This window comes from Anaeromyxobacter sp. SG17, assembly GCF_022690695.1.
In the GTDB taxonomy this organism is placed as follows: domain Bacteria; phylum Myxococcota; class Myxococcia; order Myxococcales; family Anaeromyxobacteraceae; genus Anaeromyxobacter; species Anaeromyxobacter soli.
Genome location: NZ_JALCYX010000008.1, coordinates 96,787 through 120,893 on the forward strand (window position 1 = coordinate 96,787; position 24,107 = coordinate 120,893).

21 protein-coding genes are annotated in these 24,107 nt (G+C 72.4%); 10 read left to right on the forward strand and 11 right to left on the reverse strand.

The genetic code is table 11. The features are described from left to right. Positions 1–102: 102 nt before the first annotated feature. The 8 genes from MNY60_RS05830 to MNY60_RS05865 all read right to left on the reverse strand — a co-directional run bounded on the left by MNY60_RS05830 (position 103) and on the right by MNY60_RS05865 (position 9,492). Positions 103–444: a c(7)-type cytochrome triheme domain-containing protein gene (locus MNY60_RS05830; RefSeq protein WP_242360186.1), complete on the reverse strand. Its 342-nt coding sequence runs from the start codon at positions 442–444 to the stop codon at positions 103–105. A gap of 14 nt (positions 445–458) precedes the next feature. After that, positions 459–1,175, reverse strand: a complete 717-nt coding sequence (locus tag MNY60_RS05835) for a glycine cleavage system protein H (protein ID WP_242337893.1) — start codon at positions 1,173–1,175, stop codon at positions 459–461. Between the two features lie 11 nt (positions 1,176–1,186). Further along, entirely contained in the window at positions 1,187–2,416 is a 1,230-nt protein-coding gene (nrfD, locus tag MNY60_RS05840; RefSeq protein ID WP_242360187.1) for an NrfD/PsrC family molybdoenzyme membrane anchor subunit, read from the reverse strand. Continuing rightward, entirely contained in the window at positions 2,409–3,302 is an 894-nt protein-coding gene (locus MNY60_RS05845) for a 4Fe-4S dicluster domain-containing protein (protein ID WP_242360188.1), read from the reverse strand. The genes nrfD and MNY60_RS05845 overlap by 8 nt, the downstream gene beginning before the upstream one ends. A gap of 530 nt (positions 3,303–3,832) precedes the next feature. Next, a complete protein-coding gene (locus tag MNY60_RS05850; RefSeq protein WP_242360189.1) occupies positions 3,833–5,632 on the reverse strand; it encodes a DUF6311 domain-containing protein in 1,800 nt (599 codons plus the stop codon). A 97-nt stretch (positions 5,633–5,729) separates the two neighbouring features. Beyond that, a complete protein-coding gene (locus tag MNY60_RS05855; RefSeq protein ID WP_242360190.1) occupies positions 5,730–7,130 on the reverse strand; it encodes a sigma-54 dependent transcriptional regulator in 1,401 nt (466 codons plus the stop codon). A gap of 4 nt (positions 7,131–7,134) precedes the next feature. Further along, positions 7,135–7,668 carry an archaemetzincin family Zn-dependent metalloprotease gene (locus MNY60_RS05860; protein ID WP_242337903.1) on the reverse strand — a complete coding sequence of 178 codons (534 nt, stop codon included), beginning with the start codon at positions 7,666–7,668 and terminating at the stop codon, positions 7,135–7,137. A gap of 51 nt (positions 7,669–7,719) precedes the next feature. Further along, positions 7,720–9,492, reverse strand: a complete 1,773-nt coding sequence (locus MNY60_RS05865) for a sensor histidine kinase (RefSeq protein WP_242360191.1) — start codon at positions 9,490–9,492, stop codon at positions 7,720–7,722. 497 nt (positions 9,493–9,989) lie between these two features. Here MNY60_RS05865 and purU point away from each other — a divergent pair, with 497 nt between their 5' ends. Further along, positions 9,990–10,850, forward strand: coding sequence for a formyltetrahydrofolate deformylase (gene purU, locus MNY60_RS05870; protein ID WP_242337907.1), 861 nt, complete (start codon positions 9,990–9,992; stop codon positions 10,848–10,850). A 124-nt stretch (positions 10,851–10,974) separates the two neighbouring features. After that, positions 10,975–11,292, forward strand: coding sequence for a hypothetical protein (locus tag MNY60_RS05875; RefSeq protein ID WP_242337909.1), 318 nt, complete (start codon positions 10,975–10,977; stop codon positions 11,290–11,292). A 28-nt stretch (positions 11,293–11,320) separates the two neighbouring features. Here the strand turns inward: MNY60_RS05875 and MNY60_RS05880 are convergent, their stop codons facing one another. After that, a complete protein-coding gene (locus tag MNY60_RS05880) occupies positions 11,321–12,283 on the reverse strand; it encodes a TerC family protein (RefSeq protein WP_242360192.1) in 963 nt (320 codons plus the stop codon). A gap of 106 nt (positions 12,284–12,389) precedes the next feature. On the opposite strand from MNY60_RS05880, the gene nhaR reads away from it, so the two are divergent. The 7 genes from nhaR to MNY60_RS05915 all read left to right on the forward strand — a co-directional run bounded on the left by nhaR (position 12,390) and on the right by MNY60_RS05915 (position 20,895). Continuing rightward, a complete protein-coding gene (gene nhaR / locus MNY60_RS05885) occupies positions 12,390–13,295 on the forward strand; it encodes a transcriptional activator NhaR (protein WP_242360198.1) in 906 nt (301 codons plus the stop codon). Positions 13,296–13,401: 106 nt separating this feature from the next. Beyond that, on the forward strand, positions 13,402–14,307 hold the full coding sequence (locus tag MNY60_RS05890) for a zinc metalloprotease HtpX (RefSeq protein WP_242360193.1): 906 nt from the start codon (positions 13,402–13,404) through the stop codon (positions 14,305–14,307). Positions 14,308–14,443: 136 nt separating this feature from the next. Beyond that, the gene (gene grxC / locus MNY60_RS05895) at positions 14,444–14,710 is read left to right on the forward strand and encodes a glutaredoxin 3 (protein WP_242360194.1); all 267 of its coding nucleotides are present in this window, start codon (positions 14,444–14,446) and stop codon (positions 14,708–14,710) included. A 65-nt stretch (positions 14,711–14,775) separates the two neighbouring features. Beyond that, a complete protein-coding gene (locus MNY60_RS05900) occupies positions 14,776–16,278 on the forward strand; it encodes a TolC family protein (protein ID WP_242360195.1) in 1,503 nt (500 codons plus the stop codon). Further along, positions 16,275–17,417, forward strand: coding sequence for an efflux RND transporter periplasmic adaptor subunit (locus MNY60_RS05905; RefSeq protein ID WP_242360196.1), 1,143 nt, complete (start codon positions 16,275–16,277; stop codon positions 17,415–17,417). Before MNY60_RS05900 ends, MNY60_RS05905 begins: the two co-directional genes overlap by 4 nt. Continuing rightward, entirely contained in the window at positions 17,414–20,524 is a 3,111-nt protein-coding gene (locus MNY60_RS05910) for an efflux RND transporter permease subunit (RefSeq protein WP_242352522.1), read from the forward strand. The genes MNY60_RS05905 and MNY60_RS05910 overlap by 4 nt, the downstream gene beginning before the upstream one ends. Positions 20,525–20,682: 158 nt before the next feature. Beyond that, positions 20,683–20,895, forward strand: a complete 213-nt coding sequence (locus MNY60_RS05915) for a CsbD family protein (protein ID WP_242337923.1) — start codon at positions 20,683–20,685, stop codon at positions 20,893–20,895. Positions 20,896–20,990: 95 nt separating this feature from the next. On the opposite strand, the gene MNY60_RS05920 is transcribed toward MNY60_RS05915, so the two are convergent. Beyond that, positions 20,991–22,862: a M2 family metallopeptidase gene (locus MNY60_RS05920; RefSeq protein ID WP_242360197.1), complete on the reverse strand. Its 1,872-nt coding sequence runs from the start codon at positions 22,860–22,862 to the stop codon at positions 20,991–20,993. A 121-nt stretch (positions 22,863–22,983) separates the two neighbouring features. Beyond that, a complete protein-coding gene (locus tag MNY60_RS05925) occupies positions 22,984–23,220 on the reverse strand; it encodes a hypothetical protein (protein ID WP_242337927.1) in 237 nt (78 codons plus the stop codon). Between the two features lie 277 nt (positions 23,221–23,497). Here MNY60_RS05925 and MNY60_RS05930 point away from each other — a divergent pair, with 277 nt between their 5' ends. Continuing rightward, positions 23,498–23,950, forward strand: coding sequence for an HIT family protein (locus tag MNY60_RS05930; protein WP_242337929.1), 453 nt, complete (start codon positions 23,498–23,500; stop codon positions 23,948–23,950). Positions 23,951–24,107: the final 157 nt, after the last annotated feature.

Genomic DNA, 24,107 nt, shown 5'->3' on the forward strand with positions numbered 1-24,107 from the left:
CGCGCCCCCCCCCCCCCCCCGGCTCCCCGGGCCCCCCCCCCCGCCCCCCCCCCCCGCCCGCCCCTTCCGCTCGCGCGACCGGGGCGGGCGGGCCCCCTCGACTCACTGCGCGTGACAGGTGGTGCAGTCGTCGAACCCGAACGCCTGCTTCCCGTGGCACGCGCCGCAGGCTTCTCCCTTCTCCATCGCCGCGTGCGTCACCTTCGCGCCCGGGCGCTCCCCCGACCGGCCGAGGATGCTGAACCTCCCGGCGTGGCACTCCACGCAAGCCGGCCTCTTCGCGTCGAGGTGGCTGTCGTGGCGGAAGGTCACCACCCCCGGGCTGTCCGCGCCCTGCGGCAGCTGCAGCGGCTGCGGCAGCCGCGGCAGGCCTTCGGCGAGCGCGCCGCCCGCGATGAGCGCCCCGAGCACCGCGCCGATCCTCATGAGCTTCGTGGTCGTCATGGCCGTCTCCGTCGCTAGGTGAGGAAGTGCTCGCGGGCGAGCCGCTCCCACTCGTCGCCGGCGAGCGCGTGGGCGATGCCGTGGATGGGCGTGCCGCCGTCCTGCAGCACGTGGGCGATCTCGGGGCTCATCCGCAGGGCGAGCCGCTCGCCCGCGTCCTCGAGGAAGTGGCGCGCGGGGCCGTCCGTGAGGAGCTGGCGGAGGTTCGCGGCGAGGCGCGACGCCTTCACCTTGAACAGCCAGCCCGCGCCGTACGGGTCCTCGAGGCCGTCCTTGCCGTCCCGGATCGCCGTGTTCACCGCGACCACCGTGCCGTCGATCGGGGAGAGGAGCGGGACCGTCCGGTCCGATTCGCCCATCGCGAACGCGGCCTCACCCTGCGCGACCCGCTCGCCGATCGCGGGGAGGTCGAGGCGCGCCGGGCCGACGAGCTTGTGGGCGAAGTCGTCGACGCCCACCGCGATGAGACCGTCGTCCTCGAGCCGCGCCCAGGTGTGGCCGGGGTGCAGGTGCAGGCCCGCGGGGAGCTGGAACCACCCGGCGGTGGGCCGTGCGGCGCGCACGGCGGCGGGGCGCGCGACGGGACGCGGCGCGGTGACGGGGACCACCGCCTCCTTGGCGCGGCCGCCCTGCACGTAGCGCCAGAACGGGATGAACATGAGCAGGTAGGCGACGGCGAGGCCGTACTCGAGGAGCTTGGCCGGGTAGATGCTCAGGAAGTCATGAGCCATGGCGTCCTCCCTCAGTGATGCCCTTCCGCGAAGCGCGGGTCTTCGCGGAGGATGGGCATGCGGTTCACGATCCACCGGAACGCCAGCACGCCGATGGTCACGAGGGTGATCGAGACGATCACCTCGCTCACCGACGGCACGTAGCGGACCGGCTGGTTCCAGTTGAATGCGACGATCGAGACGTTGAGGCGGTTCAGGATGATGGAGAGGACGCCCATCACGGCGGCGACCCGGACGAGCGTCACGTTGCCGTTCCGCGAGCCGTAGGCGAAGAGGAGCGCCGGGACGAGAACGAACCCGACGATCTCCACGAGGAACCACGCCCCGTAGCCGGTGGCGAGGTAGCCCCAGGCGTGCCCGTCGATGACCCCCTGCAGCTTGAGGAAGAAGTAGGCGAACATCACGAGCGCCCCCGCCTTCCCGAGCCCCAGCGTCAGCTTGTCGATGTCGACGTGCCGCCCGGCGACCTGGGAGTGGAACGCGCGGTGCGAGAGCATCGACTCGACGATGACCATCGAGATCCCCGCGATGATCGCGGAGATGAAGAAGAAGACGAAGATGTACGGCGTGTACCAGAGCGGGTGGAGCTTCGTCGGCGCGAGCAGGAAGAGCGAGCCGAGCGCGCTCTGGTGCATCGTCGAGAACATCACGGACAGGACCGTGAGCCCGATGAGCGCGTTGCGCATGACCGAGTGGAGCTTCTTCCAGCCGAGCCACTCGAACACGGGGACCGTGAACTCGAGGAGGAGCACGGTCGTGTAGCACATGACGCACCAGGCGACCTCGAACAGCGCCGAGGCGGTGCCGTAGTTGAAGATCGCCATGACGATGTTCCACGGCCGGCCGAGGTCGGCGAGCAGCCCGATGACGGCCATCACGTAGCCGAGGAAGGCCGTGAGGATCGCCGGCCGCTCGATGGGGTGGTACGCCTTCAGCCCGAAGAGCTGGACGGTCGCGCCGATGGTGAACCCACCCGCGGCGAGCGCGATCCCGGTCATCATGTCGAACCCGATCCAGAGGCCCCATGGGGCGGTCTGGGACAGGGCCGTCGTGGCGCCGAGACCGGCGATGAACCGGTAGACGAGGATCGGGACGCCGACGACCAGGATGGCCGCCGCGACCGCGTTCGCGGGCGTGCAGCAGGAGCGGACGTACTCGCGCACGCTCATGCCGAGCAGGATCTTCTCGCGGACGAACGACGGGTGCGCCGCGACGGCGGCACCGGCCTGCGCGCTAGCCATGGCGGTCCTCCTTTGCGTTCTCCTGCGCGTCGCCCTCGACCGTGTCGCGGCGGCGCGAGAAGGCGTAGAGCCCCATCAACAGCGGGGGCCACAGGGTCATCACGAACGGCGGGGCGCCCAGCGCGCCGGACACGAGGCTCGGGATGTCCTTCTCCGGGACGTCGGTGCGGAGCGCGAGCTTCTCGAGGTCGACGTCGGTGATGTACAGCCAGCTCGTCCCGCCGGCCTCGTGCTCGCCGTAGACGTGCGGCACGTACTTGCCGGGGTTCGTGTAGATGCGGGTCTTCGCGAGCTCGATGAGCTCCGCCCGGTGACCGAAGGTGAGCGCGCCGGAGGGGCACACCTCGGTGCACGCGGGCTTCAGCCCCTTCGCCTGGCGGTCCGCGCAGAACCCGCACTTGCGGACGCGCGGCTTCCAGCTGTCGTACTCGTACTTCGGCACGTCGAACGGGCAGGCGATCATGCAGTAGCGGCAGCCCATGCACTTCGACGGGTCGTAGACCACCGGCCCGGCCGGCGTCTTGTCCATGGCCCGGACCGGGCACGCGGACGCGCACCCGGGCGCGAGGCAGTGCATGCACTGCTTCTTCGCGAAGCGGACGGTCCCGTCCTCCTTCTCGGCGCGGTTCACGACGGTGAAGACCTGGGGAGCGGTGTCGCGCCGCTGCCTCATCACGTCGTCGCTCGCCGGCGGCGCCGGGAGCGCGTTCTTCTCGGCACACGCGGCCTCGCAGGCGCGGCAGCCGACGCAGAGGGTCGTGTCGACGAGCACGCCTGGCGTGTCCGTCCCCTCCGCGTGCGGCAAGGCCGCCGACGCCGAAGCGGCGCCCGCGGCCCCTCCCGTCACTGCGGCGATCTTGAAGAACCCTCTGCGTCCGATCCTCATGGTCGTCTCCGGGCAGCTCGAGGCGCCTAGCGGGCGGCGACGAGGTTCAGGGTTCCGAGCACCGCGACTCCGAAAAGCGCGAACACGAAGGCGAACATCATGGCGTGCTCCTTTCGATTCCTGCGGGGGTGGTGGCCTTCCCGCTTGGTCGCTAGAGCACGCGCCGGGCCATCGCCGCGGCGCGCACGGCCGGAGCGTCGGTTCGGGATTGTTTACGCAGGGTTACTGCGGGGGCGCCGCGCCCACCCCTCGCCGCGGCTCCCCACTCGAGCGGCGGCGGCCGTCGAGAATCTCGACGACCCGCAGCGGGGGCCGCTCGTATGGCGGGAACCTTCGCGCGCGATCACGCGCGGTTGCGAGCGATCGCGGGCGCGATGGCGAGTTACTCCACGGCCGTGGAGGGATTCAACGGCGCTCGTGGAGGCCGAGACCTGCGCTCCCGCAGGAGACGGCCCATGCCCGGCGCGCATGCGATCCCGGGTGGAGGCGACCGGACGCGCGCGACGGTTCGTCGCGCGCGCGCTGCCACGTCAGGGGAGCGGGTTCATTCGCACCGCTCGCGCGAACGGGTCGCCGTCGCGCTCGCCGCTGACGCAGACAGGGGCGCCGTCGACTCGACCGCAGATCCCGTGCGCGCGACGGAACGCCTCGACCTGTTGCGGACGGACCACGTAGATCGTCGCAGGATCCAGCCGCGCCCCGGAGACGGCGCCGTAGAGCTCCCGGCAGTAGGCCGCGGCGCGGTCCGGATCGAGGCGCGCAGCGTACGCCCCGTTGAACTTGAGCCCGAGCCTGTACGCGACGTGCGCGAGACCGAGCTGCGCGTCAGGCGGCCAGACGGGCGGTCCGCACTCGTCCTCGCGCTTTGCGACGGGCTCCCCTCCAGCAATGAGATATGGCGGGTACATCGCGAGGTGCTGGTACCCGCCGCGCGCGAGCTCCCATACCTCGGAACCCGGGGGACGCCACGGCTCGGTCCCGAGCTGCAGCGGTTCCGGAGGATTCACGTCCGCAGCCTGCGCCGCGAAGGAGAGCGCCAGTGCGGCTACGAGCGCACGTGGCCGCGTCCGCAGCGCGGTCGCGACCGCCGCGATCGCAGCCAGGACGATGAGGTAATGGAGCGGCCAGACGAACCGGCCCGAGGACCTGAACGTGCTCCCCAGCTGGGGAACGAGGGCGTACAGCCCGAGCGTCAGGATGCGCTCTCCCGCGAAGGTGATCGCGTCCGAGAGCGCGAAGACGAAGAGGAGCAGCGTGACCGCCCCGATCGGCGTCGACCGCGCGAGCGCGCCGGGCGAGGGCCGCGTCCCACGCAGCGCGAGGGTGAGGCCGATCCCGACGAGCACGAGGAGGAGCGCGCCCGCGCCGAGGTAGCCGAAGCCTTCGTACTGTCCACCCTGGACCGGGAGGCTCCCGATGACGCGTGACCAGCCCATGGGGTTCACGAGCGTGGCGAGATCGGCGGAGAAGAACCCGAACCCTTGCGCCTCGGAGCGCACGCCACTCCCGAGGAATCCGAAGAGGAAGAGCCCGGCTGCGGCCGCTACCGCGATGCTCGCGAGGCCGCCGAGGAGCAGCGCGGGCCCGCCGAGGCGCTCCACGGCCACGAGCCGCACGACGAGCGCGGCCGCCAACGCCGCGGTCATCACCACGAAGTACGGGTGCACGCCCGCGCAGAGGAAGACGAGCAGCAGGGCGGCCACGATGCGTCCACGCACCCGCCGGGGCTCGACCGGCGCCAGCGCGAGCCAGAGCGCGACGAGGACGATCCAGTGGGCGGACAGGCTCGCATGGCCGTAGCGGAGGCGATCGAGGAGCGGCGGCGACAGCGCGAGCAGCGCGCCCCCGAGCGCCTGCGCAGCCGGGTGCGGCGTCGCGAGCTTCACGAGCTTCGCCCCGACGAAGCCCTGCAGCGCGAAGGCCAGGAGGAGCCACGCGCCGACGTACTGGAAGTCCCGCGGGAGGAATGACGCCCAGGGCCTCAGGAGGATCGCGACGAGCGGGATCGAATCGGTGAAGCCGAGGGTCGAGCCGACCGGAAACGGATAGAAGGGGTTGGCTCCGAGCGGCAGGGAGATGGGCGCGGACCGGAAGAACAGCCAGCCCACGAAGTTCGCGCCCCAGTCGCCCGACATCAGCCAGCCGACGTGGGAGGGGTGGACCACCGCGAGCCCGACCTTCGAAGCGAACCAGGCGATGCCGACCGCGGCCGCCGCGAGCGCGGGGCCGTGCGCGCGGACGAGCGAACCGAGAACTGGCGGCGCGCGCTGTTCGGGTGCGCACGCGTCGAGCGCGGGCCCGGCGATCTTCGCCTCCGATGGACCTCTCACGGCGGCGGGGAGAATCGCCGGTGACCGCCCGGGTGTCAAACCACCTGGTGCCGAGCCGCGGGGGGCGGCCGAGCGCCGAAGGCTCGCGAGCGGGCGCCTACCCGCCCGCGCTGGGCTCGCTTCCGGGCGCGAGCTCCGCCTCCTCGCCGTCCCTGCGGAGCCCCCACTTCTTCATCTTGTTGTAGAGGGTCACGCGGTCGATCCCGAGGATGCGGGCCGACTGGCTCACGTTCCCGTTGGTGTGCGCGAGCATCGCCGCGACGTGCCGCCGCTCGACCTCCTCGAGCGACGCGAGCGTCCCGTGCCGGGGCGGCGCGTCGAGCTTGGTGGGGAGCCCGAGATCGGAGAGCTGGATGACGGGCCCCGAGGCCACGACGGCGCCGCGCTCGAGCACGTTCCGGAGCTCGCGCACGTTGCCCGGCCAGTCGTGCGCCATGAGTGCGCTCATCGCCTCGGGCGTGAGCCCCTCGATCCGCCGCTTCATCTCCACCGACAGCCGCTCGACGAAGTTCTCGACGAGGAGCGGGATGTCCTCCCGCCGCTCGCGCAGCGGCGGGATGAGGATGGGGATGACGTTCAGGCGGTAGAACAGGTCCTCGCGGAACTTGCCCTCGCGGGCCGCGCGGCGCAGGTCGCGATTCGTCGCCGCCACGATCCGGACGTCCACCTCGATGGGCTCGTTGCCGCCCACGCGATGGAAGCGGCGCTCCTCGAGCACGCGCAGCAGATCGAGCTGCAGCTTCGGACCGATGTCGCCCACCTCGTCGAGGAACAGGGTGCCGCCGTGCGCCGCCTCGAACTTCCCCTTTCGCCGCGAGATGGCTCCGGTGAACGCCCCCTTCTCGTGACCGAACAGCTCCGACTCGAGCAGGCTCTCGGTCAGCGCCGCGCAGGAGACCGCAACGAACGGACCCTCCGCCCGCGGGCTCTCGGCGTGGATGGCCCGGGCGAGCACCTCCTTGCCGCTGCCGGACTCGCCGAGGACGAGGATCGTCGAGTTCGAGCGCGCCGCGGTGCGGGCGAGCTCGAACACGGACTGCATGGCCGGGCTCTTCGAGAGCAGGTCGCGGAAGCGGTACTCCTGCCGGAGCGCCTGGCGCAGCACCGCGTTCTCCCGCACGAGCGACTGCTGGGAGACGATCTTCTGCATCATGAGCGACAGCTCCTCGGGATCGAACGGCTTCACGAGGTAGTCGTAGGCGCCCATCTTCATCGCGCTCACGGCGGTGTCGACCGTGGCGTAGGCCGTCATGATCACGACGGCGACGTCCGGCTGGAGCTTCTTCGCCTCCTCGAGCACCTGGAGGCCGTCCATCCCCGGCATCTTCAGATCGACGATCATGATGGACCAGCGCTCTCTCTTGAGCGCCTCGATCGCCGAGCGGCCCTCGGGCATCGTGCCGACGGTGTAGCCGTCCTTCTCGAGCCAGCCGCCGAGCGACTCCCGGACGATCTCCTCGTCGTCCACCACCAGGATGCGGGTCCTCTCGTTCGCCATGGCTTCACGCTCCTTCGGAGACGTCGTCCAGGTGGCTGCGGCACTCGGGGCAGAGATCGACGCCCTTCGCGTCCACCTCGCGGACCGCGGGCGAGCGCGACATGACGCAGCGCTCGTGTCCGCAGTGGACGAGGCCGAAGGCGTGCCCGACCTCGTGCACCGCCTCCTTGGCGAGCCGCAGGGCGAGCAGCGCCCGCCCGCCGGGGCCGGGCTCGACGAGCCGCTTCAGCGACACCACCGCCGCGCCGCCGCCGAGCTGGGCCTCGCCGAAGACGTAGGTGAGGATGGGGATGAACAGGTCGCCGTCGGTGATGCCGAGCACCTTCCCGGAGCCCGGCCCGGCCTCGCCGAGCCAGCTCAGGATCGGCGTCGTCCGGTGCTGCTTGCGCTTCTCGTCGTAGGCGTGGCGCGGCCGCTCCGGGGACTCCCAGAGGAAGACGGGGCGGCCGAAGGCGGCGGCGAGGTGGACGCGGACGTGCTCCATCAGCTCGCGATCGACCTCTCCCTCACCGATCCACCAGACGAAGATCGAGAGCATTCAGGTTCCCGGAGCCCGCGGAGGACGCCGCCCCTCGCCGTCCACGCGCGCTCACCCCGCCCCTCCCGCCGGCACGACCGGCGCGGTCGCGTCCTCCGCGGGGCGCGGCGGGATCCGCAGCGCGATGCGAGTCCCCTTCCCCACCTCGCTCGTGAGCTCGACCTTGCCGCCGTGCCGCTCGACGATGCCGTAGACGACGGAGAGCCCGAGCCCAGTGCCGCGCTCCTTCGTCGTGAAGAACGGGTCGAAGATCTTGGAGAGGTGCTCGGGCGCGATGCCGGGGCCGGTGTCGGCGAACGAGAGCTCCACCCACCGGCCGCCCTCCACGAGCGCGCTCTCGATCTCGAGCCGGCCGCTGCGCCCCATCGCCTCGCACGCGTTCATGATGACGTTCACGCACGCCTGGCGGAGCTGGCCGAAGTCGGCGGCGACCACCGGCACCTCGGCGAGGCGCCTCTCGAGCGTGATGCCCTGGATGTGGATCTGGTTCGCGAGCAGCTGCAGCGCCTCCTCCACGACGTCGTTCACGTTCACGTCCTTCACGGCCAGCGGCCGCTCGCGCGCGAAGTCGAGCAGGTTGCGGACGATGGCGCTGCAGCGCTCGGTCTCGCGCTCGACGAGGAGGAGGTGCTTGATGAGCGCCCGGCGCGTCGACTCGTCCGGGACGCCCGCCTCGAGCGTCCGCACGATGAGCTTCGCGAAGGTGAGGATGCCGGCCAGCGGGTTGTTGATCTCGTGCGCGATCGAGGCGGAGAGCTTGCCGAGGGACGAGAGCTTCTCGTTCCGGACGAGCTGATCCTGCGCCGCGCGCAGCGCCGCCGTCCGCTCCTGCACCTGCCGCTCGAGGCTGTGCATGAGCGCGTCGAGGTCGCCTTTCGCCTTGCGCAGGGACCGCGTCATCTCGTTGAACGACGCGCCGAGGAGGCCGAGCTCCCCGCTCCACGTGACGGGGATCTCGAGCTCGAGCTGGTCGCGGGCGACCCGGCGGGTCGCCTGGACGAGCGCCGCGACGGGGCGCATCAGGTGCTGGCCCGTGAAGAACCAGACGAACAGGCCGAGGAGCGCGGCGGCGGCGGCCGCGGCCGCGAGCGTGCGCCAGCGGAACCCGGCGGTCTCCTCGTCGAGGCGCGACAGCGACACCCCGACGTCGAGGACGCCGAGCACCTTCCGCTCGGCCGGGTGCGCGTGGCAGGCGGCGGTGGAGCAGGACGCCTCGTTGTAGATGGGGGTGATGATCCCGAGGACGCGGTGGCCGTTCGGGGTGAAGACGCGGCTCCGCTCCTTGAGGTCCACCCGGTGGAGCGGCTCGTCGGCGGCGTGGCACCCGGAGCACGCCTCCGCGTTGCGATCGACGCTGCGGCCGATCTCCACCCGCTCCGTCGAGTAGGTGATCCGCCCCTCGGCGTCCATCATGCGCACCATCTCGATGCCGGGCTGGCGCCCGATGTCCTGCATGATGAGGTAGGCGTCGCCCCGGCGGTCCTGGAGCATGGCGCGGTGGAGCGCGTTGCGGATGGTGTGGCTGAGGAGATCGGACTCCGCGACGACCTGCGACAGCAGGTGACGCTGCACCGCCACCTCGGCGAAGAAGAACGCGGCGACGACGCCCAGGGCGACGACGGCGATCATCGTGAAGAACCGGGTCGAGAGCCGCTGCTGCCAGGGAATGTCGAAGCCGAGGTCGCCGACCGAGCGCGGCGCGATCGCGCGCGCGAGCCGCTCGAGGGCGCGGGCGTCGTCGGAGGGCGGCGCAGGGCGCTCCGCGGGCCCCCGCTCGCCTGTCGGCGGCGTGCTCTCGGCCGGGTGCCCTGCGGCCCTGGACATCCTCCCCCTCCCGGAAGACCTCCGTCGCGACGCTCGCCCACCGATACGCCCGCGCCTGGGACGATAGCCTTGTCCCACATCAACACCGTTGCTTTCCGGCGCGCAATCTTTGGGGGTGGATTGCGCTGTATTGTCGCACCTTTCGAACGTGCGGGCGGAGTCGTCGAGCCGCCTTCCTCCGGCGCGCGGCGAACCCTCGCGCGGGCGGCACGAGACTCGGGCGCGGCGAACGATGCGGCTGTCCATGCGGCCTCCGGTCGCACCCTGGGCCGCCCTCCCCAGCGCTGCGTCAATTGCCCCAGCGCAACGCAGCCGACGCCCCAGCCCGCGGCGGAACCCATGGAGATTGCAGGGTTCTCCCTCGCGCCCGGATGGCACGGGGGTCGCAATGGCCTGCGGCACCCAGGGGTTTCCACGGGAGGGGGCCGGGCTGGACGCGCGTGCGAGCGCTGGTCGCGCGCGTCCAGCCCCGCTTTTTTGCTAGTTTGCCCGGTCCCGTGACCCACCCTCGCGCCATCCTCCTCGTCCAGTGCCCCGACCGCCCCGGGATCGTCGCCGCGATCTCGAGCTTCCTCTTCCGCCACGGGGCGAACATCACCGACTTCGATCAGCACACCGCCGAGGAGGACGGCGGCGTCTACTTCACGCGGCTCGAGTTCCAGACGGACCGGCTGGACCTCCCGCCGGAGGATCTCGAGCGGGCGTTCGCCCTCGACGTCGCGCGCCCGTTCGCGATGGACTGGCGCCTCACCCTCTCCTCCCGGCGAAAGCGCATCGCGGTCCTCGTCTCGAAGCACGACCACGCGCTGCTCGAGCTCCTCTGGACCTGGAAGCGCGGCGAGCTCGGCGGCGAGGTCTCGCTCGTCGTCTCGAACCACCCGGATCTGCGCCCCGCCGTCGAGGCGTTCGGCGTCCCGTTCGAGCACGTGCCGAACTCGCGCGACATCCGCGCCGAGGCGGAGGCTCGGCTGGGCGCGCTCGTCGACGGGCGCGCCGACCTCGTCGTCCTCGCGCGCTACATGCAGATCGTCTCACCCGAGCTCGTCTCGCGCTGGCCGAACCGCATGATCAACATCCACCACTCGTTCCTCCCGGCGTTCGTGGGCGCGGACCCGTACCGGCAGGCGCACGAGCGCGGAGTGAAGATCGTCGGCGCCACCGCGCACTACGTCACGGCCGAGCTCGACGCCGGCCCGATCATCGAGCAGGACGTCGGGCGCGTGACGCACCGGCACTCGGTCGACGATCTGAAGCGGCTCGGCCGCGACCTCGAGCGCCGCGTCCTCGCGCGCGCCGTGCGGTGGCACTGCGAGGACCGGATCATCGTCCACGGCAACAAGACGGTCGTCTTCGACTGAGCGACGCCGCGCGCGGGCCGCCGGGTGCGCGAGCGGGCAGGCGGCAGGGACCGCGCGCGCGCACCGGGCGGGAGGGCGGGCCGGCGAGGAAGAGCCGGAGCATCTTCAGCGCGAGGAGGTCCGAATGCCCGCCCGGACGCTCAACCTGATGCTCGCGCTCTGGCTGTTCTTCTCGGCCTTCGCGTTCCCCCGCACCACGCCCTCGTTCACGAACGCGTGGGCGGTCGGGCTCCTCGCCGCCATCTTCGCGGTCCTGGGGATGACGCGGGCGAAGGCGCGCTTCGCGAACACGGCGCTGTCCGCCTGGCTCGTCGTCGCCGCGCTGGTCCTGCCGCAGCGCTCGCCGGCCGCGCGCTGGAACGACCTCGCCGTGGCGGCCGCGATGCTGCTCCTGTCGCTCGTGCCGGGCACGCTGTACCGCCGCGTCAGCGCCGGGACTTGAGCGCCGCCCGCTCGACGCCGACGCCCCGTCACGTCCCGGACGACGCGCGCGCCGCGGTGGGCGCGCCGGCCCGACGCGTCTTCACGAGCGAGAAGATCACGGCCCCGCCGAGGAGCGCCACCACCACCGCGAGCGAGACGAGCGCGTGCACGTGGACCCAGCGCGACGCGAGCATCTTCGCCCCGATGAAGACGAGCACCGCCGCGAGCCCGGCGGACAGGTACTCGAAGCGGTTCAGGAGCTGCGCGACCGCGAAGTAGAGCGAGCGGAGCCCCATGATCGCGAAGATGTTGGACGTGAAGACGATGAAGGGGTCGAGCGTCACGCCGAAGATCGCGGGGATGGAGTCGAGCGCGAACACCACGTCGGAGATCTCGATGAGCGCGAGCGCGAGGAACAGCGGCGTCGCCACGAGCCGGCCGGCCTCGCGGAGGAAGAAGGCGTGCCCCTCGATGCGGTGCGTCGACGGGATGACCTTGCGGAGGACCTGGAAGGCCCAGCTCCGCTCCGGGTGGTGGTGCTCCTCGCCCTTGTGGAAGAACAGCCGCACGCCGGTGGCGAGCAGGAACGCGCCGAACACGTAGATGAGCCAGTGGAAGCGCGCGAGGAGCGCGCTCCCGCCCACGATCATGAGCGCGCGCAGGACGAGCGCGGTGAGGATGCCCCAGAACAGCACGCGGTGCTGGTAGGCCGCGGGGATCGCGAACGTCCCGAAGATGATGACGAAGACGAAGAGGTTGTCGACGGAGAGCGACTTCTCGATGAGGTAGCCGGTCAGGAACTCGATCGCCGGCCCGGACCCGAACCGCCACCAGACGAGGCCGTCGAAGGCGAGGGCGAGGCCGATCCACACCGCGGTCCAGCGGAGCGCCTCGCGCGCCGAGACGACGTGGTCCTTGCGGTTGAAGACGCCGAGATCGAGCGCGAGCATCGCCAGCACGAACACGACGAACCCCGCCCACAGGCCGGGGGTGCCTACGCTCTCGATCATCCGCGGGTCTCCCGTGCCGCCGTCGCGCGGCCCCGCCTCTTCATAGACGGCTCAGCCCCGCTCAGGATGAGAAAGTTTCACGGTGTCCGTTAGACTTTCCCTCACCATGGAGTGGCTCAACTACCATCACCTCTTCTACTTCTGGACGGTGGCCCGCGCGGGCAGCATCGCCAAGGCCAGCCAGGAGCTGCGGCTCGCGCAGCCCACCATCTCGAACCAGCTGAAGACCCTCGAGGCGAGCCTGGGCGTGAAGCTGCTCGAGCGGCAGGGTCGGCGGCTCGTCCTCACGGACGTCGGCCGCACGGTCCTCCGCTACGCGGACGACATCTTCCGGACGGGGAGCGAGCTGCAGCGCGCGGTGAAGGGCCTGCCGACCGGCCAGCGGCTCCGGCTCGTCGCGGGCGTGGTGGACGTCATCCCGAAGCGCATGGCGGCGCTCCTGCTCCAGCCGGCGGTGGACGCGCACCCGGACCTGACGCTCGTCTGCCGGGAGGGGCCGCTGCCGCAGCTCCTCGCCGCGCTCGCCCTGCACGAGCTCGACGTCGTGATCGCCGACGTGCCCGCCTCCGAGGAGGTGAAGGTGAAGGCCTTCAACCACCGCCTGGGCGACTGCGGCACGTCGTTCTTCGCGGCGGCGCGCCACGCGGGCCTTCGCAAGGGCTTCCCGCGCTCGCTGCAGGGCGCGCCCGCGCTCCTGCCGTCGCCGGGGACGGCGCTCCGCCGTGCGCTGGACGGCTGGCTCGACGGGCTCGGCGTTCGTCCCGAGCTCGCGGGCGAGTTCGATGACAGCGCGCTCATGATGGCGTTCGGCGAGCGCGGGCTCGGCGTGTTCGCGGCGCCGCGGGTGCTCGAGGAGGAGATCCGCTCCGAGCACGGCGTGCAGGTCGTCGGCCGCGCGGACGAGGTGCGCGAGACCTTCTACGCCATCACCGTCGAGCGCCGCCTGCGCCACCCCGCCGTGGTCGCGATCGCCGAGGCCGCGCGCGACGCGCTGTTCGGGGCCGCGGCGTGAGCCGGCGGCGCTATCCCAGGCTTTTCCGCAGTCTCGCGCCGACATTTTGAAATGGACTGGGGATGCCGCGGGCGGCATCAATGCCGCGCTGCCCGGAGGCATTGCCATGATGAACCAGCTCAAGACCGTCCTCTTGCTCGGCGCCCTCTCCGCGATCCTCGTCGGCGTCGGCGCGAGCCTCGGCCCGAACGCGTTCTGGCTGTTCACCGCGCTCGCGGTCGCCATGAACCTCGTCAGCTACTTCTTCTCCGACCGGATCGTCCTCAGGATGCACCGCGCCCGCGAGCTGCCCGAGGCCGAGGCGCCGCGGCTGCACGGGATCGTCGCGGAGCTCGCCGGGCGCGCGGGGATCCCGAAGCCGCGGGTGTTCTTCATGGACGACCCGCACGCGAACGCGTTCGCCACGGGCCGCGACCCGAAGCACGCCGTCGTGGCGGTGACGCGCGGGATCGTGGAGATCCTCGACGAGCGCGAGCTGCGCGGCGTGCTCGCGCACGAGCTCGCGCACGTGGCGAACCGCGACATCCTCGTGGCGAGCGTCGCCGCGGGGCTCGCGACCGCCGTCTCGCACGTCGCGAACGCGCTCGCGTTCACCGGGATGTTCGGGGGCGGGAGCCAGGACGAGGAGGGCGGCTCCCCCGCGGGCGGGCTCGCGCTCGCGCTCCTCGCGCCCATCGGCGCGACGCTCGTCCAGCTCGGCATCTCGCGCTCGCGCGAGTACCTCGCCGACGAGACCGGGGCGCGCCTCGCCGGGGATCCGCTCGCCCTCGCCGGCGCGCTGGAGAAGCTCCACCGGGCGGCGGAGCAGCTCCCGAGCGCCGCCACCCCCGCCACGGCGAACCTGTTCATCGTGAACCCGTTCGGCGCGGTGACGGGCGGGCTCTCGCGCCTGTTCTCGACCCACCCGCCCGCCGAGGAGCGCATCCGGCGCCTGCGCGCGCTCGCGCAGACCGTCCGCGGGCCCGCCTTCGAGCCGGCCGGCGCCGCTCCCCGCTCGCGCCTCGTTCGCTGAGGCGACGGCTCGAGGTCTTCGCCGTGTCCCCTGCGCCCCCGCGGGCGGCCTCGCCGCCACCGCGGTGGCGCCCGGCGGCGCCCGAGGCTCGGTCGTTCGCGAGCCGGAGAGGGACCGATCGGATTAAGAAGATGACATGACCGCACCCCAGGTGACCGTCTACACGAAGCGGAACTGCCCCTACTGCGTTCGCGCCAAGGCGCTCCTCTCGAGCAAGGGCGTCGCGTACGAGGAGGTGAGCGTGGAGGGCGATGACGCGCTGCGCGCCTGGCTCGTCGAGAAGAGCGGCCAGATGACGGTGCCGCAGGTCTTCGTGGGCGCACGCTCGCTGGGCGGGTTCTCGGACCTCGACGCGCTCGACCGCGAGGGCCGTCTCGACCCGCTCCTGCGCGGAGAGTCCTGAGGGCGGGCGCGGGTCGTCGAGCCCGTTGACGGGCGGGTTCATCTCCTCCACAACAGGGGCTGCCGATGCCCCCTCCTACGCCCTCCAGCAGCGCGGTCCGTGGGGCCGCCGTCGCCGCGTCCGCCCTCGCCCTGCTCGGCGCGTGCGGCACGGTCTCGCCCTCACGCTACGTCTCGAGCCGGACGACGCCGCCGCGCGACGTCGCTCGCGAGGTGGGCGCGCCCGCGCCGGCCGCGCCTCCCCAGCCACAGCCGCAGGCGCCGGAGCCCGTCCCCGCGCCGCGCTCGCTCGCCGACCTCGTCGACCTCGCGCTCGCGCGCGAGCCGGCGACCCGGGCCACGTGGCACGACGCGCGCGCCGCGGCCGCCCAGGCCGGCTCGCAGCGCAGCCTGTACTGGCCCTCGCTCGAGGCGACGGCCTCGCTCCTGCGCCAGCGCTCGGGCGGCGGCCCCAACCGCGCGTCCTCGACGAGCACGACCGCGGGCGCGAGCGCGAGCCTCACCTGGCTGCTCCTCGATCTCGGCGCGCGGGGTGCGCTCGTCGACGCGGCCGACCGGCTCCTCGTGGCGGCGCGGCTCGCCGAGCACGCGGCGGTGGCCGATCTCGTGCTGCAGGTGCAGCAGACGTACTTCCAGTACCTCGGCGCGCGCGCCCTCGCCGAGGCGGAGAAGACCTCCGTCCGTCAGGCGGAGACGAGCCTCGCCGCCGCGGAGGCCCGGCGCCAGGCGGGGCTCGCCACCATCGCCGACGTGCTGCAGGCGCGGACGGCGCTCTCGCAGGTGCAGCTCGTGCTGCAGCAGGCGGAGGGCCAGGCGCTCGCCCTCCGCGGCGCGCTCGCCACGCTGGCGGGTCTCTCCCCCACCGCCGAGCTCGAGGTCGGCGCGCTGCCCGCGGAGGTGGATACGGCGCGGGCGCGGCCCACGGTGGACGAGCTCCTCGCGCTGGCGGCGGCCCGCAACCCGGACGTCGCCCGGGCGCGCGCCCTGGCCGACGCGGCCGATGCCCGCGCCCGGGCGGCCTCCCGCGCCGCCTGGCCGACGCTCTCGTTCCAGGCGAGCGCCGGGCGCACCCACTACCTCGCGCCCGAGGGGCTCGACCCGACCACCTCGTGGTCGGCGGGCCTCGTCCTCCGCGTCCCGATGTTCGAGGGGCTCGGCCCCGCCTACGACGCGCTCGCCGCGCGCGCCACGGCCGACGCCGCGCGGGCGCGCGCCGACGCCGCCGGGCAGCGGGTCGCGCTCGACGTCTGGACGAGCTACCAGGGCCTCAGCAGCGCGGGGCGCCGGCTCGAGACCTCCCGCGACCTCCTCGCCTCCGCCCGCGCGTCCTCCGACGTGGCGCGTGGCCGGTACCAGGAGGGCGTCGGCTCGATCCTGGACCTCCTGAACGCCCAGTCCGCCCTCGAGACCGCCCAGGCCGAGAACGTGCGCGCGCGCTCCGACTATCTCGTCGCGCTCGCCCAGCTCACGCGCGCGAGCGGCCGCCTCGATCTCCCCGCCGCGGCGCCCGCGGCCCCCGCGCCGTCCGACCCGCAGGTCGCGCCGCCCGCGCTCGAAGGAACACCATGACCCCTCGCACCGCCTCCACCGCCGCGGCCCTCGTCCTCGCCGGCGCCCTCGCCGGCTGCTCGCGCGGCGACGCCCGCAGCGTGGCCGGGCCACGCCCCGTCCCCGTCCGCGCGGAGCGCGCGGTGGAGAAGGACGTGCCCGTCGAGGTGCGCGCCGTCGGCCGCATCGTCGCGAACCAGTCCGTCGCGGTGCGCGCGCAGGTGTCCGGGCCGATCGTGGCGGTGCACTTCACCGAGGGCCAGCAGGTGAAGAAGGGCGACCTGCTCCTCGAGATCGACCGCCGCCCCTACGCCGCCGCGCTCGCCGGCGCGCGGGCGAGGCTCGAGCAGGATCGGGCCCGGGCGGAGAACGCGCGCGCCGACGCGAAGCGCTACGCCGAGCTCGTGGAGAAGGAGTACGTGACGCGCCAGCAGCACGACGCGGCCCGCGCGAACGCCGCCGCGCTCGACGCGACGGTGGTCGCAGACCAGGCCGCGGTGGACCGCGCCGCGCTCGACCTCTCTTACTGCACGCTCCGCGCGCCCGCCGCGGGGCGGACCGGGCGGCTGCTCGTGCACCCCGGGAACCTCGTCTCCTCCGGCGCGCAGGAGCCGCTCGTGACCATCGAGCAGGTGAAGCCGGTCTTCGCGGCGTTCTCCATCCCGGAGCGCCACCTCGCGGCGCTGCGTGGCCGCGTGACCGGCCTGCCGGTGCGCGTGCGCCCGGCCGGCGGCGACGCCGACGTCGAGGCGACGCTCGCCTTCATGGACAACGCCGTGGACGCCGCCACCGGCACGATCCTGCTCAAGGCGCGCGTCGAGAACGAGGACGAGGCGCTCTTGCCCGGCCAGGTGGTGGACGTGTTCCTCCGCATCGCAGAGCGGAGCCGCGCCATCGTGGTGCCGGCGTCCGCGGTCGCGTCCGGCCAGCAGGGCGACTACGCCTACGTCGTGAGCGCCGAGCGCAAGGCGGTGCTGCGCCCGGTCGTCGTCCAGCAGGCGGGCGACGCGGAGACGGTGATCGGCGAGGGGATCGCGGCGGGCGAGCTCGTCGTCACCGAGGGGCAGCTCAAGCTGCGGCCGGACGCGCCGGTCGAGCTCCTCGGCGAGCGGCCCGCGCCCGGGACCGGCGACGGCGGCGCGAAGGGCGCGGCGCGATGAACCTCTCCGCCCCGTTCATCCGGCGGCCCGTCATGACGACGCTCGTCATGGCGAGCTTCACGCTGTTCGGCGTGTTCGCCTACCGGAGCCTGCCCGTCTCCGACCTCCCCGTGGTGGACTTCCCCACCATCTCGGTGAACGCCTCGCTCCCCGGGGCGAGCCCCGAGACGATGGCCGCGTCCGTCGCGACGCCGCTCGAGCGCCAGTTCTCGAACATCGCCGGCATCAAGACGATGAACTCGTCGTCGAGCCAGAGCTCGACCTCGATCACGCTCGAGTTCGACCTCGACCGGGACATCGACTCGGCGGCGCTCGACGTGCAGGCGGCGATCTCGGCGAGCCTCGGCCAGCTCCCGTCGAACATGCCGAACCCGCCCACGTTCCGGAAGGTGAACCCGGCGGACCAGCCCATCCTCTACCTCTCGCTCACCTCCCCCACCCTGCCGCTCTCGGCGGTGAACCGCTACGCGCAGGACCTCGTCGCGCAGCGGGTCGCGACCGTCCCCGGGGTGGCCGAGGTGGCGATCTTCGGCGCGCAGAAGTACGCGGTGCGGATCCAGCTCGATCCCCGCGCGCTCCAGGCTCGCGGGCTCGGCCTCGAGGAGGTCACCGCGGCCGTCCGCAACGCGAACGCGAACCTGCCCACCGGCGTGGTCGAGGGCCGGGACCGCGCCTACACCGTCGAGGCGACCGGCGGGCTCCTCACCGCCGCCGACTTCCGCCAGGTGGTGGTCGCCTTCCGGGACGGGGCGCCGGTGCGCCTCGCCGACCTCGGCGAGGTGAAGGACGGCGTCGAGAACGACCGCGTCGCGGCGTGGTTCGTCCAGGGCGGCAAGGACCAGCGGAGCGTCACCGTCGCGGTGCGCAGGCAGCCGGGCACGAACACCGTGCGGATCGCGCGGGAGGTGCAGGAGCTGCTCCCGACGATCAACCAGCAGCTCCCGGCGGCCGTCGAGCTCAAGGTCATCTACGATCGCTCCGAGTCGATCCGCCACTCGGTCGGGGACGTGCAGTTCACGCTCCTCCTCACGCTCGTCCTCGTCGTCCTCGTCATCTTCCTGTTCCTCAGGAACCTGCCCGCGACGGTCATCCCGAGCCTCGCCCTCCCCGTCTCGCTCGTCGGCACCTTCGGGATCATGGCGGCGATGGGCTACTCGCTCGACAACCTCTCGCTCATGGCGCTCACGCTCGCGGTGGGGTTCGTCGTGGACGACGCCATCGTCATGCTCGAGAACATCGTGCGCCACATGGAGCGCGGCGAGGCCGCGCGGGAGGCGGCGTTCCGCGGGTCGAAGGAGATCGCGTTCACGATCCTCTCGATGACGATCTCGCTCGCGGCGGTGTTCCTCCCGATCCTCTTCATGGGCGGGCTCGTCGGACGGCTCTTCAAGGAGTTCGCGGTCACGATCGGCGCGGCGATCCTGGTGTCCGGCTTCGTGTCGCTCACGCTGACGCCGCTCCTGTGCGCGCGCTTCCTGAAGCCGCACGCCGCCGAGCGGCACGGCCGCCTCTACCGGAGCACCGAGCGCGCGTTCGACGCGATGCTGCGCTTCTACGACCGCGGGCTCACCTGGTCGCTCGCGCACCCGCGGTCGGTCCTCGCCTTCTCCGCGGCCGTGCTCGTCCTGATGATCCCGCTCTGGCAGGCGGTCCCGAAGGGCTTCCTCCCGAGCGAGGACACGGGGCGGCTCCTCATCAACACCGAGCCCGCCGAGGGGACGAGCTGGGACGCGATGGTGCGCGCGCACCGGCAGGTGGCGGAGATCGCGACCCGCCACCCGGCCGTCGAGCACGCGAACTCGACGGTCCGCAGCGTCTCGAGCGGCTTCGTGTTCCTCAAGCTCAAGGACGGCACGCGCGCGCACGTCGACCAGGTGATCCGCGACCTCCGCGGGGAGCTCGGCGCGGTGCCGTCGCTCCGGGCGTTCCCGATGAACCCGCCCCCCATCTCGCTCGCCGGCGGCGGCGGCCGCGCCCTCTACTCGGTGACCCTCCAGGACGCCGACACCGACGCGCTCTACAGGGCGGCGCCGGCCCTCGAGGCCCGCATGCGCGCGCTCCCGGCGCTCGCCGACGTGAACTCCGACCTGCGGCTCGCGTCGCCGCGCGTGACGGTCGCGATAGACCGCGACCGCGCCGCGGCGCTCCAGATCGCGCCGCTCGCGATCGAGGACGCGCTCTACACCGCCTTCGGCTCGCGCCGGGTCTCGGTCATCAACGCGCCCGAGGACCAGTACGACGTGCTGATGGAGCTCGACCCGGGCTTCCGCCTCGATCCCGGGGCCCTCTCCCTCGTCTACGTCCGCTCCGCGTCCGGCAAGCTCGTCCCGCTCGACGCCGTCGCGCGGCTGGGCCGCGCGGTGGGCCCGCTGTCGGTGAACCACGCCGGGCAGCTCCCGGCGGTGAACCTCAGCTTCAACCTCGCCCCCGGCCGCTCCCTCGGCGAGGCGATGCAGGGGATCGAGGGCGCCGCCGCGGAGGTGCTCCCCGCGACGGTCGCCACGCGGTTCCAGGGCACGGCGCAGGCCTTCCAGGAGTCGATGCGGGGCCTCGGGCTCCTGCTCGTGATGGCGGTGCTCGTCATCTACGTGGTGCTCGGGATCCTCTACGAGAGCTTCGTGCACCCCATCACGATCCTCACCGCCCTCCCCTTCGCCGGCTTCGGCGCGCTCGTCACCCTGCTCCTGTTCCGCACCGATCTCTCCATCTACGCCTTCGTCGGCATCATCATGCTCGTCGGCCTGGTGAAGAAGAACGGCATCATGATGGTCGACTTCGCGATCGAGGCGCAGCGCACGGGGAAGTCGCCGCGCGACGCCATCCACGAGGCGTCGCTCGTGCGGTTCCGGCCGATCATGATGACCTCGATGGCCGCGCTCATGGGCACCCTGCCCATCGCGTTCGGGCTGGGCGCAGGCGCGGAGTCGCGCCAGCCGCTCGGCCTCGCCGTCGTCGGCGGCCTCGTCTTCTCGCAGTTCCTCACGCTCTACGTGACGCCGGTGTTCTACGTCTGGATGGAGCGGCTCCGGGCCGGCCTCGGCCGGCGCCGCGCCTCGACCCCGGGCGGCGTCGCGCCCGACCGCTCCGCCGCAGCCCCGCAGCCCTGACGCGCGCCCGCCCGGAGGACGCGCTCCGCGAGCCCGGATCCAGGGCGCCGCCGGGTCTGGCTCCGCGCCGCGCGCCCGCTCCCTCGCCCCCGCCGCGGGCCCTCGCGCGGGCCGCCATCGGACCCGCGCCCTACGTTGAAGTCCAAAGGGAGGGAACGATGAACAAGGACCAGATCAAGGGCAAGATCGAGGAGATCAAGGGCGACGTGAAGCAGCGCATCGGCGGCGCCACGAAGGACCGCTCGACGCAGGGCGAGGGCTGGCTGGAGGAGAAGAAGGGCCAGATCCGCCAGGGCGTCGGCGACCTCAAGGAGAAGGTCAAGCGCGAGGACGAGCGCGACCCGACCCGTGACCTCGACCGCGACGTCTGACGCGGACGAGCAAGCCCGTAGAGAAGACGGCGCCCCGGCGGCCATGAGCCGCCGGGGCGCTTTCCTGCGCGAGAGCCTTCGTCAGCGGCCCGCGCTCACCAGCCGCACTTCTGGCCCGCGTTCTGCGCGCGCAGCCACGCGCGCAGCGGCGCGAAGTACTCGAGCAGCGCGGACGCGTCGGCCTTCCTCGAGCCGGTCAGGGCGGCCATCGCCTCCGGCCACGGCTTCGACGCGCCGAGCTCCATCATCGCCTGGAGCCGCTTCCCCGCGTCCTTCGAGCCGAAGATCGAGCACTGGTGCAGGGGACCCTTCCACCCGGCCGCCTCGCAGAGCGCCTTGTGGAACTGGAACTGGTACACGTGGGCGAGGAAGTAGCGCGTGTACGGCACGTTCGCCGGGACGTGGTACTTCGCGCCCGGGTCGAAGTCGTCCTCGGTCCGCGCCACGGGGGCGTCGACGCCCTGGAACTTGCGGCGCAGCTCCCACCACGCGGCGTTGTAGCGGTCCGGCGCGACCTTCCCGCTGAACACGTCCCAGCGCCACTGGTCGATGAGGCGGCCGAACGGCAGGAACGAGACCTTCTCCAGGGCCTTCTTCATCTGGAAGTTGATGACGCCGTGGTCGTCCTTCGCGACCGCCGGGACGAGGCCCACCTGCTTCAGGTAGCCGGGCGTCACCGAGAGCGCGATCGCGTCGCCGAGCGCCTCGTGGAACCCGTCGTTGGCGCTGTCCTGGTAGAGCACCGGCAGGTGCACGTACGCGCGCTGGTAGTAGTTGTGCCCGAGCTCGTGGTGGATCGTGACGAGATCCTCCTCCGTGGGCCGGATGCACATCTTGACGCGCAGGTCGGCGTCGTAGGTCACGTCCCACGCGCTCGCGTGGCACACCACCTCGCGGTCCTTCGGCTTCACGAGCTGCGAGCGCTGCCAGAACGTGGCCGGGAGCGGGTCGAGCCCGAGCGAGCTGAAGAACGCCTCGCCGAGCTTCACCATCCGGGTCGGATCGTACCTCTGGCGCTTCAGCGCCGCGTCCACGTCGAGGCTCCCCGCGCCCTTGTACGGCTCGACGAGCGGGTAGAGGTTCGACCAGTCCTGCGCCCACATGTTCCCGAGCAGGTGCGCCGGGATGGGCTTGCCGTCGGGGACCCTCTCCTTCCCGTAGAGCTTCTGGAGCCGGGCGCGGACGAAGCAGTGCAGGTCGTCGTAGAGGGGCTTCACCTCCGCCCAGAGCCGGTCGACGTCCGCCTCGAACTCCGCGGGCGGCATGTCGTAGTCGGCGCGCCACAGGTCGCCGAGATCGCGGAAGCCGATCTCCTTCGAGCCCTCGTTGCCGAGCGCGACGAGGCGCGTGTAGAGCGGCCGCATCTCGCGGGAGATCGTGTGCCAGCCGGTCCAGGCGTCGAGCAGCTCGGGGTAGCTGTGGCTCTTCGCGAGGACCTCCTCGAGCTCCTGCAGGTCGCGGCAGCGCGGCGCCGGCTTGCCGGGCGCGGGCGTACCGCACCACTTGCCCTTGCCGTAGATGCCCTCGAGCTTGGCGGCGATCTCGGCGAGCTCCCGGCGGCGCGCCGGATCGCTGGGCGCGGGCAGCGGGGAGGCGACCTTGAGCAGGTGCAGCATCCGCGCGGTGTCCGCGTCCACGTCGAGGCCGTCGAACCGGACCGACGCCGCGATCGCGCCGGACAGGTAGGCCATCACGTCCTCGTTGAGGGCCGCGGCGTTTCGCTCGGTGTCGTCGGTGATGTAGGTGGCCTTGATCCAGTCGGCCGTCGAGGAGCGGATCCAGAGCCGCTTCAGCTCGGAGTTGACGCCGTCGACGAAGGCCCTCGCCTCGGCGGCGGTGGGCTTCCCGGGCGCCGCGGGCGCGACGACCACGGCGCGCGTGTCGGTCGCGGCAGGGGCAGCCGCCTGCGCGGGGGCGCCGGCGAGGAGACACGCTGAGAAGAGTGGGACGAGCGGGAGGAGTCTCATGGGGCGCGGATCCTACGGGCGAGCCGCCCCCCGCGCCAGCGCGCGCACGTCACCCCGGGTCAGCCGAGCCGGGGCGCGCTGCCGCGCGCCCCTTACGGACCCAGGCGGGGTGCGCGCCGCTTCAGTGTGGCTGGCCGCCGCCGCGCCGGTCGTTCGCGAACATCCCTGCGAACGAGCGAGGCTCCTCGTGCAGCTTGAACAGAGGGCACTTCTCGCAGGACCAGCTGTCCCAGTCGAGCCTCACCGCGACGTCGAGGCAAGCGTCGTAGTGCAGGCAGTAGAGATTCCGGTGACCGGCCACGGTCGTCTCGGAGCGGATGAGCTGGGTGAGCGGGGTCGGGTTCGGATTGGTTTCCACCTGGGTGCTCCTGGTCTCGTTCGGAACAGGCATGCGGCCGGTCGATTCCCGGGCCGGGGCCCGTGCGGAAAAAGTCGTTCGAAAGCGCGCAACTTGGGGGCTACCCCACGAGGACGGAAGCCCCGATCGGGACGAACCGATGCGCGAATCGATGGTGCCTCCGGTATAACGGCGCTTTCCACGCTGTGCCGCTGACGGGCTCACTCCAACCGGTATTCGCTGTAAGTGTACGCATCGGGGGTCCGCGGGCCCTGCGACGAAGCGCCACGGAGGCCCGATGGTTGACGCACAGTGCATCGGTTGCGCGATCTCGCGCGGCCTTCATCGGGTTCCCGGCGGCCTCCTGCGGCGCGAGGGAGGCTTCGTCCTGCACGCCCTCGCGGACCCGTCGCCGCTCCGAGGCTGGCTCGTCCTGACGAGCGAGCGGCACGCCCGCGCCTGGTACGACCTGCCCGAGGACGAGCTCGCCGCGCTGGGGCCGCTCGTCGCGCGCGTCATGGCCGCACAGCGCGAGGCCCTCGGCGCGGAGCACGTCTACGCCTTCGCCATCGGTGACGTGCTCCGGCACTTCCACCTGCACCTCGTTCCGCGCTTCTCGGACACGCCGGAACGGCTGCTGGGGCGCCGCTGCTTCGAGGGGCGGCCGGAGGACATGCGTCCCGAGCCAGACCTCGCGGCGGCGGCCGTCGCCGTGGCCGCCGCGCTCCCCCGCCGGCCCGCGGCGCGCTGAGCCGCTCGGCCGCCTGGCGGGCGCTAGCCCCAATGCCGATCGGTTAGCGGCCAAGCGATGGGACTGAATGGGGATTTCCGGCCGGGCTTGTAGCGGCCGGCCAGGGGATCATCATGCGGGATCGCCAGGAGGCGATCCCGCGTGTCCCGACCCAAGC